Source organism: Pseudomonas sp. BGA-UO-ETr-WB11 (assembly GCF_059567785.1).
The window spans coordinates 326,908-341,445 of sequence record NZ_JCAQOS010000005.1 but is presented as its reverse complement, the minus strand read 5'-3'; the positions used below and the strand labels follow the sequence as shown (position 1 = coordinate 341,445).

Sequence of the window (14,538 nt, the reverse complement as noted above, 5' to 3'; positions counted from 1 at the left end):
CAGTCCTATGTCCAAGCCCGCCTCACCCGCCTACATCGGCCGCTTCGCTCCCACGCCCAGCGGTTATCTGCACTTCGGCTCCCTGGTGGCCGCCCTTGCCTCGTACCTTGACGCCCGCTCAGTCGGCGGCCGCTGGTTGCTGCGCATGGAAGACCTCGACCCGCCACGGGAAATGCCCGGCGCCCAGGATGCCATTTTGCGCAGCCTGGAAACCTACGGCTTCGAATGGGACGGTCCGCTGGTGCGTCAAAGCCAACGCCACGACACCTATGCCGAGGTGCTGCAACGCTGGTTGAGCCAAGGCCTGGCCTATGCCTGTACCTGTTCACGCAAGCAACTGGAACACCACCAGGGCGTCTACCCCGGCTTTTGCCGCAATGCCGGCCATGGCACTGAGAATGCAGCCATCCGCCTGCGCGTACCCGAGCTGGAATACCATTTTATTGATCGCGTGCAGGGCGAGTTCCGTCAGCACCTAGGCCGCGAGGTGGGCGACTTCGTCATTCGTCGCCGCGATGGCCTCTACGCTTACCAACTGGCGGTGGTCATCGACGACGCCTGGCAAGGGGTAAACGCCGTGGTCCGCGGCGCCGACCTGCTGGACTCGACCCCGCGCCAGCTGTATCTGCAGGAGCTGCTCGGGGTCGCCGCACCCAGCTACCTGCATGTGCCGCTGATCACCCAGCCCGACGGCCACAAGCTGGGCAAGTCCTACCGCTCGCCACCCCTGCCCGCCGAGCAAGCCCGCCCCCTGCTACTTCGAGCCTTGCGTGCCCTTGGCCAGGACGCACCAGAAGACTTGCTGGCACTGCCCCCCAACGCCATCCTGGCCTGGGCCAGCCAGCATTGGCAGGTCGACCGCATCCCTCGCACGCTGAGCCTGGCCGAAGCGCAATTGCACTGAGAGCCTGATCTGACGATCGCCCTGACTCGCAAGGTCGCAGCCAACGTCTGAACCCGTGACCTGCAACGCAGGCCGCATCTGGCTTATGCCTGCTGCCTTCCGCTACCATCGCGGCTCTTTCGCGACGAGAACCCGCCCATGTACATCTACCGACTGGTGCTGCTCCTGGTGGTGGGGATCTACCTGTTCTCCCCCGCTATCATGGACTGGTGGATCGACGCCGACGGCGCCTGGTATCGCCCCTACGTGCTGTGGCTGATTCTTATCGTGGTGACCTTTATCCTCCAGAGCCAACGTGATGCTGACGAGCTTTAACCTGAGTCAGCTGGTCTTTATCAGCGCTGGCTATCTCCTTCTGCTGTTCGGCGTGGCCTGGATCAGCGAGCGCGGCCTGATCCCGCGCTGGATCATCCGTCACCCGCTGACCTACACCTTATCGCTGGGCGTGTATGCCAGCGCCTGGGCGTTCTACGGCACGGTGGGCCTGGCCTATCAGTACGGCTATGGCTTCCTGGCAATCTACCTGGGTATTTCCGGCGCCTTTCTGCTGGCGCCGGTGCTGCTCTATCCGATCCTGCGCATTACCCGCACCTATCAGCTGTCGTCACTGGCCGACCTGTTTGCCTTTCGCTTTCGCAGCACCTGGGCCGGCACCCTGACCACCCTGTTTATGCTAATCGGCGTGCTGCCGCTGCTGGCGCTGCAGATTCAAGCCGTGGCCGACTCAATCAGCATCCTCACCCATGAGCCGGTGCAAAACCGCGTGGCCCTGAGCTTCTGTGCCCTCATCACGCTGTTCACCATCCTCTTTGGCGCCCGCCATATCGCCGCTCGCGGCAAGCATGAAGGCCTGGTGTTTGCGATTGCCTTCGAGTCGCTGGTCAAGCTGGTGGCCCTGGCCTGTGTGGGCCTGTATGCGGTGTACGGCGTATTTGGCAGCCTGGGCGAGCTGGAAAGCTGGCTGCAGCAAAACCAGATCGCCCTCGAAGCGCTGCACACCCCGTTGCAGGAAGGCCCCTGGCGCACCCTGCTGCTGATGTTCTTTGCCTCGGCCATCGTCATGCCGCACATGTACCACATGGCCTTTACCGAGAACCTCAACCCGCGGGCCATGGTCAGTGCCAGCTGGGGCCTGCCGTTGTTCCTGCTGCTGATCAGCCTGGCCATCCCGCCGATCCTCTGGGCCGGCCTCAAACTCGGCACGCCAACCAACCCGGAGTACTTCACCCTCGGCATCGGCATCGCCACCGACAATCGCCTGCTGGCCATGATTGCCTACATCGGCGGCCTGTCGGCAGCCAGCGGCCTGATCATCGTAATGACCCTGGCGCTCTCCGGCATGGTCCTTAACCACCTGGTGCTGCCGCTGTACCAGCCGCCCGCCGAGGGCAACATCTATCGCTGGCTGAAATGGACCCGGCGCCTGCTGATAGCCACCATCATCATGGCTGGCTACGGCTTCTATATGCTCCTAGGCGCCGAGCAGGACCTCTCCAACCTGGGCATCGCCTCCTTCGTCGCCACCCTGCAGTTTCTTCCCGGCGTGCTCTCGGTGCTGTACTGGCCAACCGCCAATCGCCGCGGCTTTATCGCCGGCCTGCTGGTGGGCATCGCCATCTGGCTGGCCACCACCCTGCTGCCGTTGCTGTTCAATCTGCAAGGCATCTACCTGCCGATTTTGGATATCGTCTACGTCCTCGACGACAGCAGCTGGCACCTGGCGGCAATAGCCTCGCTTGCTGCCAACATTCTGGTGTTCACCCTGGTGTCGCTGTTTACCGAGGCCAGCAGTGAAGAAGTCAGCGCTGCCGAAGCCTGCGCCGTCGACAATGTCTCGCGCCCGCAGCGGCGCGAACTGCTGGCCCACTCGCCGCAGGACTTCGCCACCCAGCTGTCCAAACCCCTGGGCGCCATCACCGCTCAGAAGGAAGTCGAACAGGCCCTGCGCGACCTGCACCTGCCCTTCGACGAGCGCCGTCCCTACGCCCTGCGCCGCCTGCGCGACCGCCTGGAAGCCAACCTCTCGGGACTGATGGGCCCCAGCGTGGCCCAGGACATGGTGGAAACCTTTCTGCCGTACAAGTCCGCCACCAGCGGTTACGTCAGCGAAGACATCCACTTCATCGAAAACCGCCTGGAAGACTACCGCTCACGCCTGACCGGCCTGGCGGCCGAGCTCGACGCCCTGCGCCGCTACCATCGCCAGACCCTGCAAGAGCTGCCCATGGGCGTCTGCTCGCTGGCCAAGGACCGCGAAATTTTGATGTGGAACCGGGCCATGGAGGAGCTCACGCAAATCTCCGCCCTGCAGGTGGTGGGCTCGCGCCTGAACACCCTGAGCGAACCCTGGAAAGGCCTGCTGGAAAGCTTCGCCCAATCGCCGGAAGAGCACCTGCACAAACAACGCTTGCTGCAGGATGGCCAGGTGCGCTGGCTGAACCTGCGCAAGGCGGCCATCAGCGAACCCTTGGCACCGAGCAACAGCGGCCTGGTGATTTTGCTCGAAGACCTGACCGACACCCAGATGCTCGAAGAGAAGCTCGCCCACTCCGAACGCCTGGCCTCCATCGGCCGCCTGGCCGCCGGCGTCGCCCACGAGATCGGCAACCCGATCACCGGCATCGCTTGCCTGGCGCAGAACCTGCGCGAAGAACGGGCAGATGACAGCGAGCTGAACGAAATGAGCACGCAGATTCTCGAGCAGACCAAACGGGTCTCGCGCATCGTCCAGTCACTGATGAACTTCGCCCATGCCGGCGGTCACCAGCACGCTGCCGAGGCCGTGTGCCTGGCCGATGTCGCCCAGGATGCCATCAGCCTGCTGGCCCTCAACCGCAACAGCGTCGACGTGCAGTTCTTCAACCTCTGCGACCCCCAACACCTGGTCACCGGGGATGCCCAGCGCTTGGCCCAGGTACTGATCAACCTGCTGTCCAATGCCCGCGATGCATCCCAACCGGGCGGCGCCATTCGGGTCAAAACCGAAGCCAACGAGGACACCGTCGAGTTGCTGGTGGAGGACGAAGGCAGCGGAATTCCGAAAGCCATCATGGACCGTTTGTTCGAACCATTTTTCACCACCAAAGATCCCGGACAGGGCACTGGCCTTGGCCTTGCACTGGTCTATTCGATCGTGGAAGAGCATTATGGCCAGATCACCATCGACAGCCCAGCCGATCCCGAGCGCCAGCGCGGCACCCGTTTTCGGGTGAAATTGCCCAGGCATGTTGAAGCGACGTCCGCTGTGAACTGAGACCGTCGAGAGAACCGAATTGATGCCGCATATCCTCATCGTCGAAGACGAAACCATTATCCGCTCGGCCCTGCGCCGCCTGCTGGAACGCAACCAGTACCAAGTCAGCGAAGCCGGCTCGGTGCAGGAAGCTCAGGAACGCTTCAGCATTCCCAGCTTCGATCTGGTGGTCAGTGACCTGCGCCTGCCAGGCGCACCGGGCACCGAACTGATCAAGCTGGCGCAAGGCGCTCCCGTGCTGATCATGACAAGCTACGCGAGCCTGCGCTCGGCCGTCGACTCAATGAAAATGGGCGCGGTCGATTACATCGCCAAACCCTTCGATCACGACGAAATGCTCCAGGCAGTGGCGCGCATCCTGCGTGACCGCCAGGAAGCAAAAAATCAACAGCCAGAGCGCGCCGGCAACAGCGCGAGCGGCAGTCGCAGCAGCGACAAACCGAGCACCGCGGCAGATGGCGAGATCGGCATCATTGGCTCCTGCGCTCCGATGCAGGAGCTGTACAGCAAGATCCGCAAGGTCGCGCCGACCGACTCCACGGTGCTGATCCAGGGCGAGTCCGGCACCGGTAAAGAGCTGGTGGCCCGTGCCCTGCACAACCTGTCCCGGCGTGCCAAGGCACCGATGATTTCAGTGAACTGCGCGGCCATCCCGGAATCCTTGATCGAGTCCGAACTGTTCGGCCATGAGAAAGGCGCCTTCACCGGCGCCAGCGCCGGCCGTGCCGGCCTGGTGGAAGCCGCCGACGGCGGCACACTGTTCCTCGATGAAATTGGCGAATTGCCACTGGAAGCCCAGGCGCGCTTGCTGCGCGTGCTGCAGGAAGGCGAGATCCGCCGGGTTGGCTCGGTGCAATCGCAGAAGGTCGACGTGCGCCTGATCGCCGCGACCCACCGCGACCTCAAAACCCTGGCAAAAACCGGCCAGTTCCGCGAAGACTTGTTTTATCGCCTGCACGTGATCGCCTTGAAACTGCCGGCACTGCGCGAACGCGACAGCGACGTGGGTGAAATCGCCCAATCTTTCCTGGCACGCCAAAGCGCCAAAATGGGGCGCAGTGACCTGTATTTTGGCGCCGACGCCGAGCAAGCCATCCGCCACTACACGTGGCCAGGCAACGTGCGCGAACTGGAAAATGCCATTGAGCGCGCGGTCATCCTGTGTGAAAGCGCGGAAATCTCGGCTGAACTGCTGGGCATCGACATTGAGCTGGACGACCTCGACGAAGACGACTTCATCGGCTTGCTGCCACCACAAAGCGGCAGCAACAGCGGTAACGAGCCCACCGAAGACCTGTCCCTGGAGGATTACTTCCAGCACTTCGTGCTCGAACACCAGGACCACATGACCGAGACCGAACTGGCCCGCAAGCTCGGCATCAGCCGCAAGTGCCTGTGGGAACGTCGCCAGCGCCTGGGTATTCCGCGGCGCAAGTCGGGCGCGGTGAGCAGTTAGCCCGTTACACCGCCGGGAGACACCACACAACAGGCTGTTACCCAAGCAATAGCCAGTAACAAAAGCCGGGGCCCACGGTAACGAGACCCCGGCTTTTTTGTGCCTGGAAAACAGCACAATAAATCGTAAGTCATTGTTTTTAAAGGATTCGTAAAAACTGGCACGGCTTCTGCTATGTCATCTGTACAAAAACAATAACAAGCACTGCCCACTACAATAAAAACAAGACACATCGACTCCAGCACAATAAAAACAACAATGCGGAGGCGCAGCTAACTGATTCTTTTGGAGAGGAGTTGCCTCAGGGGTTTGCCCCATACCAGGCCGAGAATAATAAAACTGCCCCAAGGCAGCGCCCGAACTGGTTAGATCTGCACATGCTCACAAGGCATCGAAGATCGCGGCAACATCAGCATCCAAAGTAATCCGTTTGCCTTAAACCCCATGCTTGGGGTGCTTTCCTGAAGCCGAAGAGCCAAGGGAACGGGTCAACCAATAAAAACAATAAGCCCGCCATAATAATAAAAAAGAAGCACGCACCTACTTTGGGGGGGAGCTCCGGCTCCCCCAGTAGCTTTGCAAACCATCTCAAGCTTCCTACACCATCTTCCCGGCAAATGCTAGAATCCGCGCCTATCCTGCGGTCATCCCTAGTTGTGGCCGCCTATCCCGTCAAACAGTGCCGCCCATGCTGAAGAAGCTGTTCCAGTCTTTCCGATCTCCATTACGTCGTGCCGCCCACAAGCGCAGCACCCCTGAAGTGCTGAACAGCAATCAGCACCCACTGCGCCGCGGCGAGATCAGTCGTTACGCCCTGAGCGTCGTTGACCGCCTGCAACAGGCCGGCTACCAGGCCTACCTGGTCGGTGGCTGCGTGCGCGACCTACTGCTGAACCTTGAACCCAAAGACTTCGACGTGGCCACCAGCGCCACCCCGGAACAGGTTCGTGCCGAATTTCGCAATGCCCGCGTAATTGGCCGCCGTTTCAAGCTGGTGCACGTGCACTTTGGCCGCGAAATCATTGAAGTCGCCACCTTCCGCGCCAATCACCCGCAAGGCGACGAAGACGAAGACAGCAACCTGTCATCGCGCAACGAGAGCGGCCGCATCCTGCGCGACAACGTCTACGGTAGCCTGGAAGATGATGCCCAGCGCCGCGACTTCACCATCAACGCCCTGTACCTGGATGCCAGCTGTGAACGCATCCTCGATTACGCCAACGGCGTGCATGACATCCGCAATCGCCTGATTCGTCTGATTGGCGACCCGGAAAAACGCTACCAGGAAGACCCAGTGCGCATGCTGCGGGCCGTGCGTTTTGCCGCCAAGCTCGACTTCGATATCGAAAAGCACAGTGCCGCACCCATTCCACGCCTGGCTCGCCTGCTGCACGAGATTCCGTCGGCACGCCTGTTCGACGAAGTGCTCAAACTGTTCTTGGCCGGCAATGCCGAACACACCTTCGAGCTGTTGCTTGAGTACAACCTCTTTGCCCCTCTGTTCCCGGCGGCGGCCGCCGCCCTCAAGCGTGACCCAGAATACGCCGGCGAGTTGATCCGTCTGGCCCTGGCCAGCACCGACCGACGCATCGAACAAGGCAAGACCGTGACCCCGGCCTTCCTCTTCGCCGCCCTGCTCTGGCCTGCCCTGCCGGCCCGTGTCAGCGAGCTGCAGGACAAAGGCATGCCCGCCATTCCAGCCATGCAGGAAGCCGCGCACCAGCTAATTGCCGAGCAGTGCCAACGCATTGCCATCCCCAAGCGCTTCACCATCCCGATTCGCGAAATATGGGACATGCAAGAGCGCTTGCCACGGCGCCAGGGCAAACGTGCTGACTTGCTGCTGGAAAACCCACGCTTCCGCGCCGGCTACGACTTCCTGCTGCTGCGTGAAGACGCCGGCGAAGACACCGGCGGCCTGGGCGACTGGTGGACCGATTATCAGGAAGTCAACGACAGCCAGCGCCGCGTGATGATCCGCAACCTCAGCCAGCAGGAAGAGGCCAGCGGCGCGCCACGTAAACGCAAGCGCAATGGGCGCAAGCGCCGCCCAGCTGCCGGCGCCCCCGCAGGCGAATGATGGAACGGGTGTATATCGGCCTCGGCAGCAACTTGGCCGAGCCACGCAAGCAACTGCACAGCGCCCTGCAGGCCATCGCCGCACTGCCGCACACACAGTTGCTGGGCGTATCGTCCTTTTACCTCAGCGACCCGCTCGGCCCGGCCGACCAGCCGCGCTACGTGAATGCAGTGGCGGCACTGGATTGCGCCCTGGCGCCGTTGGAGTTGCTCGACGCCCTACAAGCCATCGAGCTCGACCAGGGGCGGGTGCGCAAGGCCGAGCGCTGGGGACCCCGCACCCTGGATCTGGATATATTGTTGTTCGGCCAACGCGTGATTGACGAACCGCGTCTGCAGGTACCGCACTATCACCTGCAGGCCCGCGCGTTTGTCCTCTATCCGCTGGCCGACCTGGCCCCGCAACTGACTCTGGCCGATGGCCGCCAACTCAGTGCGTTACTGGCCGCGTGCCCGTTTACCGGCCTGCAACGCCTGACGCCCGAAGAGACAAATAATTCGCTGGCATGACGGTAACGCCAGTAACAAGCCGGTAACACCTGCAATTGACTTCGCGCCCGCCCATCACGACTATAGGCGTCCCGTTGCCCCCTGCCGGTGCAGAAGAGGACGATTTCCATGCCTGATGTAACCCTGACCACCCTGCAAAGCCTCAAGCAGAGCGGTGAGAAAATCGCCATGTTGACTTGCTACGACGCCACCTTCGCCCAGGCTGCCAGCCAGGCCGGAGTTGAGGTGCTGCTGGTCGGCGACTCCCTGGGAATGGTCCTGCAAGGCCATGACAGCACCCTGCCGGTCAGCGTTGCCGATATGGCTTACCACGTCGCCTGCGTGAAACGCGGTAACCGTGGCGCGCTGATTCTCGCGGACCTGCCCTTCATGGCCTATGCCACCACCGAACAGGCGCTGCATAACTGTGCAGCCCTGATGCAGGCCGGTGCACACATGGTCAAGCTCGAAGGGGCCGGCTGGTTGGCCGAACCCATCCGCCTGCTGGCCGAACGCGGCATCCCCGCCTGCGCCCACCTGGGCCTGACCCCGCAAGCGGTGAACATCCTTGGCGGCTACAAGGTACAGGGCCGTCAGGAAGCCCAGGCGCGGCAGATGCGTGCCGATGCCATAGCTCTGGAACAGGCCGGCGCCGCCATGCTGCTGCTGGAATGCGTGCCCAACGGCCTGGCCGAAGAAATTACCCAGGCGGTGAAAATCCCGGTGATTGGCATTGGCGCAGGCGCCGCTACCGACGGTCAGGTACTGGTGCTGCATGACCTGCTGGGTCTGTCCCTGACTGGCCGCACCCCCAAGTTTGTGAAGAACTTCATGGCCGGCCAGGACAGTATCAGCGCCGCCATCAGCGCCTATGTCAGCGCAGTCAAGGGCGCGAGCTTCCCGGCCGCCGAACACGGATTCTCTGCATGAATACAGTTAGAACGGTGCGCGAGTTGCGCGCCGCAGTGGCCCGCGCCCGTGGCGAAGGCAAGCGCATTGGTTTCGTCCCGACCATGGGCAACCTGCATGACGGCCACGCCGCCCTGGTGGAAAAAGCCGGTCAGCGCGTCGACTTCGTGGTGGCCAGCATCTTCGTCAATCCGCTGCAGTTCGGCGTCAACGAAGACCTCGCCAGCTACCCGCGCACCCTGGAAGCCGATCAGGAACGCCTGCTGAATGCCGGCTGCAACCTGCTGTTCGCCCCAACGGTGGAAGAAATGTACCCGCAAGGCATGGCCGGCCAGACCCTGGTTAGCGTGCCTGGCGTTTCCGACGGTCTGTGTGGCGCCAGTCGGCCTGGGCACTTCGCCGGCGTTGCCACGGTGGTGTGCAAGCTGTTCAACATGGTCCAACCGGACCTGGCCGTGTTCGGGCAAAAGGATTACCAGCAGTTGGCGGTGATCCGCACCCTGGTGCACGACCTCAACATGCCGATCCAGATCATTGGCGAACCGACCGTGCGCGCCGACGACGGCCTGGCACTGTCCTCGCGCAACGGCTACCTGGATGCCCAGCAGCGCAGCAGTGCGCCCGGGATCTACCGCACCCTGTGCACCCTGGCTGAGGCCATACGGGCTGGCGACAGCGACTTTGCCCAGCTGCAAGCCCAAGCCAAGGCCAGCCTGGAAGCCGCTGGCCTGCGCCCGGACTATGTGGAAATCCGCAACGCCAGCGACCTCAAGCCTGCCAGTCGCGAAGACCGCCAGTTGGTGATCCTCGCCGCTGCCTTTATCGGCAGCACCCGCTTGATCGACAACCTGGCCTTCGATCTCGACCTGCCGGCCTGACACCAGCGCCAGTCCGCTATTGAATACGCTCCAAGGAGTTCGCCATGCACGCCATCATGCTCAAAGCCAAACTGCACCGCGCCGAAGTGACCCATGCGATCCTCGACTACGAGGGCTCCTGCGCCATCGACGGCGAATGGCTGGACCTGTCGGGCATCCGTGAATACGAGCAAATCCAGATCTATAACGTCGACAACGGCGAACGCTTCACCACCTACGCCATCCGCGGTGAAGCCGGCTCACGGATGATCTCGGTGAATGGCGCTGCTGCGCATAAGGCCAGCGTCGGCGATCGGGTGATCATCTGTGCCTACGCCCATTACAGCGAAGCCGAGCTGGCCAACTTCCAGCCACGCATGCTGTATATGGCGCCGGGCAACGAACTGAGCCACACCAGCAATGCGATTCCCGTACAGGTAGCCTAACGCTGCCCGCACGCTAGACTGCAAGGCAAGCCCGGAACTGTCCGGGCTTTTTCATGCTCAAAGGCTGCACACAATTCAAGGAAGCCGCCACATGGCGTATTACCAGAACCCCCTCGACGCCACGACCCTGCCCGCCTGGCAGGCACTCAGTGAGCATCGCGATGCCATGCAGAATTTCACCCTGCGCCAGGCCTTTGCCGAAGATTCACAGCGTTTCAGCGAATTTTCGATGACCAGCAGCAGCCTGTTCCTCGATTACTCGAAGAACCTGATCAACCGTGAAACCCGCACCCTGCTGGTCAACCTGGCCCGCGAGTGCGGCCTGGAACAGGCCATCCGCGCCCTGTTTGACGGCGAGCTGGTAAACAGCTCGGAAGGTCGCCCTGCGCTGCACACCGCCCTGCGCCGACCGGTCAGCGAGCGCCTGGCCGTCAACGGCGTGAACGTGATGCCAGAAGTGCACCGCGTGCTCAATCAGATGACCGAGCTGGTCGGCCGCATCCACAGCGGCATGTGGCGCGGCTACAGCGAAAAGCCGATCACCGACATCGTCAACATCGGCATCGGCGGCTCCTTCCTCGGCCCACAACTGGTGTCCGAAGCCCTGCTGCCGTTTGCGCAAAAAGGCGTGAGCTGCCATTACCTGGCCAACATCGACGGCAGCGAATTCCACGAACTGGTCGGCAAGCTGCGCGCCGAGACCACCCTGTTTATCGTTTCGTCGAAGACCTTCGGCACCCTGGAAACCCTGAAGAATGCCCAGGCCGCCCGCGCCTGGTACCTGGCCCAGGGCGGCAGCGAAGAGTCGCTGCATCGGCACTTTATCGCCGTATCGAGCAACCGCGAAGCCGCCCAAGCCTTTGGCATCCGTGCTGAGAACATCTTCCCGATGTGGGACTGGGTCGGCGGTCGTTACTCGCTATGGTCGGCCATCGGCTTGCCGATTGCCCTGGCGATTGGCATGTCCAACTTCAAGGAGCTGCTGTCCGGCGCCTACAGCATGGACCAGCACTTCCAGAGCGCGCCGTTCGAACGCAACATGCCAGTCATCCTCGGTATGCTCGGTGTCTGGTACGGCAACTTCTGGGGCGCCCAGAGCCACGCGATCCTGCCGTACGACCACTACCTGCGCAATATCACCAAGCACCTGCAACAGCTGGACATGGAGTCCAACGGCAAGAGCGTGCGCCACGACGGCACGCCGGTAAATACCGATACCGGCCCGGTGATCTGGGGCGGCGTCGGCTGTAACGGTCAGCACGCTTACCACCAGTTGCTGCACCAGGGCAGCCAGTTGATCCCGGCTGACTTTATCGTCCCGGTGGTCAGCTACAACCCGGTGGCCGACCACCACCAGTGGCTGTACGCCAACTGCCTGTCACAGAGCCAGGCCCTGATGCTCGGCAAGACCCGCAGCGAAGCCGAGGCCGAACTGCGCGCCAAAGGCCTGCTGGAAGATGAAGTGCAGCGCCTTGCGCCGCACAAGGTCATCCCCGGCAACCGCCCGAGCAACACCTTGGTGCTGGAGCGGGTCAGCCCGCGGCGTCTGGGCGCACTGGTGGCAATGTACGAGCACAAGGTGTTCGTGCAGAGCGTAATCTGGGGCATCAACGCCTTCGACCAGTGGGGCGTTGAGCTGGGCAAGGAGATGGGCAAGAACGTCTACCAGCGCATGACCAGCTGGGACCCGGAACAGGCCGAAGACGCCTCCACCCAAGGCCTGATCGACTATTTCCGCGGCCGTCACCGCGGTTAAGCGGGCGGTTGAAAAACTACCTGCGTTGGCAATCCTGCGTTAAAAACAGGCTCGGAATGCTCATTTACAGCTCGTAAACTCCGCTTCCTCGCCGTTTTGACCAGCCGGAGGCTGTTACTAAGGTAGCGCCATGTCTTGCCTGCCTCGCCTACGTTTTTCAACGGCCTGCTAAGCCCCACACTCAAGCCGATAGCTGAGGAGCCACCGCATGGAAGCGCTGCGCCGCCGTATCGAAGCCAGGGTCATGAGCCTAAGCGGCCTGGTCTTAGGGCAAATTGATTACGAACACCCCGAGGGTGATCCGGGCCTCTTCGGCCCGGACTCCATGCCCTGGGAAGTGCACAACGACTTCACCAGCATGCTGGTCGGTGGCATCGCCTCCCTGCTCCTGCAAATGCTCCATCCACTGGCCCTGGCTGGCGTCTGGGACCACTCCAATTTTCGCCAGGACATGCTCGGCCGCCTGCGCCGCACCGGTCAGTTTGTCGCCGGCACCAGCTTTGCCCCTACCGCTTCCGCGGATTGGCTGATCGACAAGGTGCGCACCATCCACCTCAAGGTCACCGGCACCGCCGCAGACGGGCGCCGTTATGCAGCCAGCGACCCGGCGCTGCTGACCTGGGTCCACGTGGCCGAGGTGTCGTGCTTTCTTGCCGGCTACCTGCGTTACCTCAACCCGCAGCTAAGTGGCGCCGAACAGGACCGCTACTACGCCGAGATTGCCTTGGTCGCCGAACGCCTCGGCGCCAGCAACGTGCCGAAATCACGCCAGGCGGTGGCCGACTACCTCGATGCCATGCGCCCGCAACTGGTCTGCGATGAGCGCACACGGGAAATTTGCCAGGTGCTGTTCAATGCCCCGGCCCCCAGCCGCGCCGCAGCGCCCGTTGCCAGACTGTTTATGCAGGCCGGCATCGACCTGCTACCGACCTGGACCCAGCAGCAACTGGGCCTGCAGCAGCCCGCCTGGCAGCGCCCGCTGATTCGCGCGGGCGTGCACAGCATCGCCCCACTCCTGCGCTGGGCAGTGCGCAACGGCGCCAGCCATCGCTCGCGCAAACGCATGGGCCTGCCGCCGCGCTAGAGCCACCGCGACTGGTTCAGCAGGGGTTCACTGTGCGACCATAAGCGCCATCTTGGTCAGTCATTGACCGCTCGCAGCCGTCATGAGGAATTGCGTCATGCAAGAAGTCGTTATCGTCGCCGCCACCCGTACCGCCATTGGCAGCTTCCAGGGTGCCTTGGCCACTGTGTCCGCCGTGGACCTGGGCGCGGCCGTGATCCGCCAACTGCTGGAGCAAACCGGGCTTGATCCGGCCCTGGTCGACGAAGTGATCTTCGGCCAGGTGCTGACCGCCGGCGCCGGCCAGAACCCGGCCCGCCAGACCGCGATCAAAGCCGGCCTACCACACGCCGTACCGGCCCTGACCCTCAACAAAGTCTGCGGCTCAGGCCTTAAAGCCCTGCACCTGGGCGCTCAGGCCATTCGCTGCGGCGATGCCGAGGTGATCATCGCCGGCGGCCAGGAGAACATGAGCCTGTCCAACTACGTCATGCCCGGCGCGCGCACCGGCCTGCGCATGGGTCACGCAAAGGTCATCGACACCATGATCAGCGACGGCCTGTGGGATGCCTTCAACGACTACCACATGGGCATCACCGCCGAGAACCTGGTGGACAAATACGCCATCAGCCGTGAAGCCCAGGATGCCTTCGCTGCTGCCTCGCAACAGAAAGCCGTGGCCGCCATCGAAGCCGGACGTTTTGTCGACGAAATCACCCCGATACTGATCCCGTCGCGCAAAGGCGAGCCTGTGGCCTTTGCTACCGACGAACAACCACGCGCCGGTACCACCGCCGAATCCCTGGCCAAGCTCAAGCCTGCGTTCAAGAAGGACGGTTCGGTCACCGCCGGTAACGCCTCCAGCCTCAACGACGGCGCCGCCGCCGTACTGCTGATGAGCGCCGCCAAGGCCAAGGCCTTGGGCCTGCCCGTGCTGGCAAAAATTGCCGCCTACGCCAATGCCGGTGTCGACCCGGCCATCATGGGCATCGGCCCAGTGTCCGCCACTCAGCGCTGCCTGGCCAAAGCCGGCTGGCAGCTCAGCGACCTGGACCTGATCGAAGCCAACGAAGCCTTCGCTGCCCAGGCCCTGGCCGTCGGCAAGGAACTCGACTGGGACGCCAGCAAGGTCAACGTCAACGGCGGCGCCATTGCCCTCGGCCATCCGATCGGCGCATCGGGCTGCCGCGTGCTGGTCAGTCTGCTGCACGAAATGCTCAAGCGCGACGCCAAGAAAGGCCTCGCCACCCTGTGCATTGGTGGCGGTCAGGGCGTAGCGCTGGCGCTTGAGCGCGAGTAAACCCCCTTGCCGTAGGATGGGTTAGC

The 14,538-nt window shown here is 62.7% G+C and carries 12 protein-coding genes; all 12 read left to right on the top strand.

Annotation, left to right across the window (positions count from 1 at the left end):
* The first annotated feature begins 7 nt into the window (after positions 1 to 7).
* The gene (gene gluQRS, locus AC56DI_RS06955; protein ID WP_496345497.1) at positions 8 to 904 is read left to right on the top strand and encodes a tRNA glutamyl-Q(34) synthetase GluQRS; all 897 of its coding nucleotides are present in this window, start codon (positions 8 to 10) and stop codon (positions 902 to 904) included.
* A gap of 138 nt (positions 905 to 1,042) precedes the next feature.
* The gene (locus AC56DI_RS06950) at positions 1,043 to 1,219 is read left to right on the top strand and encodes a hypothetical protein (RefSeq protein ID WP_324519840.1); all 177 of its coding nucleotides are present in this window, start codon (positions 1,043 to 1,045) and stop codon (positions 1,217 to 1,219) included.
* Complete coding sequence (locus tag AC56DI_RS06945; protein ID WP_496345496.1) at positions 1,203 to 4,157, top strand: sensor histidine kinase; 2,955 nt, start codon at positions 1,203 to 1,205, stop codon at positions 4,155 to 4,157. The genes AC56DI_RS06950 and AC56DI_RS06945 overlap by 17 nt, the downstream gene beginning before the upstream one ends.
* Positions 4,158 to 4,179: 22 nt before the next feature.
* Positions 4,180 to 5,613 (top strand): sigma-54-dependent transcriptional regulator, encoded by a 1,434-nt coding sequence (locus AC56DI_RS06940; RefSeq protein WP_496345495.1) that lies wholly within the window; start codon positions 4,180 to 4,182, stop codon positions 5,611 to 5,613.
* A 688-nt stretch (positions 5,614 to 6,301) separates the two neighbouring features.
* Entirely contained in the window at positions 6,302 to 7,693 is a 1,392-nt protein-coding gene (locus AC56DI_RS06935) for a polynucleotide adenylyltransferase PcnB (protein ID WP_496345494.1), read from the top strand.
* The gene (folK, locus tag AC56DI_RS06930; protein ID WP_496345493.1) at positions 7,693 to 8,202 is read left to right on the top strand and encodes a 2-amino-4-hydroxy-6-hydroxymethyldihydropteridine diphosphokinase; all 510 of its coding nucleotides are present in this window, start codon (positions 7,693 to 7,695) and stop codon (positions 8,200 to 8,202) included. The genes AC56DI_RS06935 and folK overlap by 1 nt, the downstream gene beginning before the upstream one ends.
* Positions 8,203 to 8,310: 108 nt before the next feature.
* A complete protein-coding gene (gene panB / locus AC56DI_RS06925) occupies positions 8,311 to 9,111 on the top strand; it encodes a 3-methyl-2-oxobutanoate hydroxymethyltransferase (RefSeq protein WP_496345492.1) in 801 nt (266 codons plus the stop codon).
* Complete coding sequence (gene panC, locus AC56DI_RS06920; RefSeq protein WP_496345491.1) at positions 9,108 to 9,968, top strand: pantoate--beta-alanine ligase; 861 nt, start codon at positions 9,108 to 9,110, stop codon at positions 9,966 to 9,968. The genes panB and panC overlap by 4 nt, the downstream gene beginning before the upstream one ends.
* Positions 9,969 to 10,012: 44 nt before the next feature.
* Positions 10,013 to 10,393, top strand: coding sequence for an aspartate 1-decarboxylase (gene panD / locus AC56DI_RS06915; RefSeq protein WP_496345490.1), 381 nt, complete (start codon positions 10,013 to 10,015; stop codon positions 10,391 to 10,393).
* A gap of 91 nt (positions 10,394 to 10,484) precedes the next feature.
* Positions 10,485 to 12,149: a glucose-6-phosphate isomerase gene (gene pgi / locus AC56DI_RS06910; protein WP_496345489.1), complete on the top strand. Its 1,665-nt coding sequence runs from the start codon at positions 10,485 to 10,487 to the stop codon at positions 12,147 to 12,149.
* 208 nt (positions 12,150 to 12,357) lie between these two features.
* Positions 12,358 to 13,233, top strand: a complete 876-nt coding sequence (locus AC56DI_RS06905; RefSeq protein WP_496345488.1) for an oxygenase MpaB family protein — start codon at positions 12,358 to 12,360, stop codon at positions 13,231 to 13,233.
* A gap of 97 nt (positions 13,234 to 13,330) precedes the next feature.
* The gene (locus AC56DI_RS06900; protein WP_496345487.1) at positions 13,331 to 14,512 is read left to right on the top strand and encodes an acetyl-CoA C-acetyltransferase; all 1,182 of its coding nucleotides are present in this window, start codon (positions 13,331 to 13,333) and stop codon (positions 14,510 to 14,512) included.
* The last annotated feature ends 26 nt before the right edge of the window (positions 14,513 to 14,538 follow it).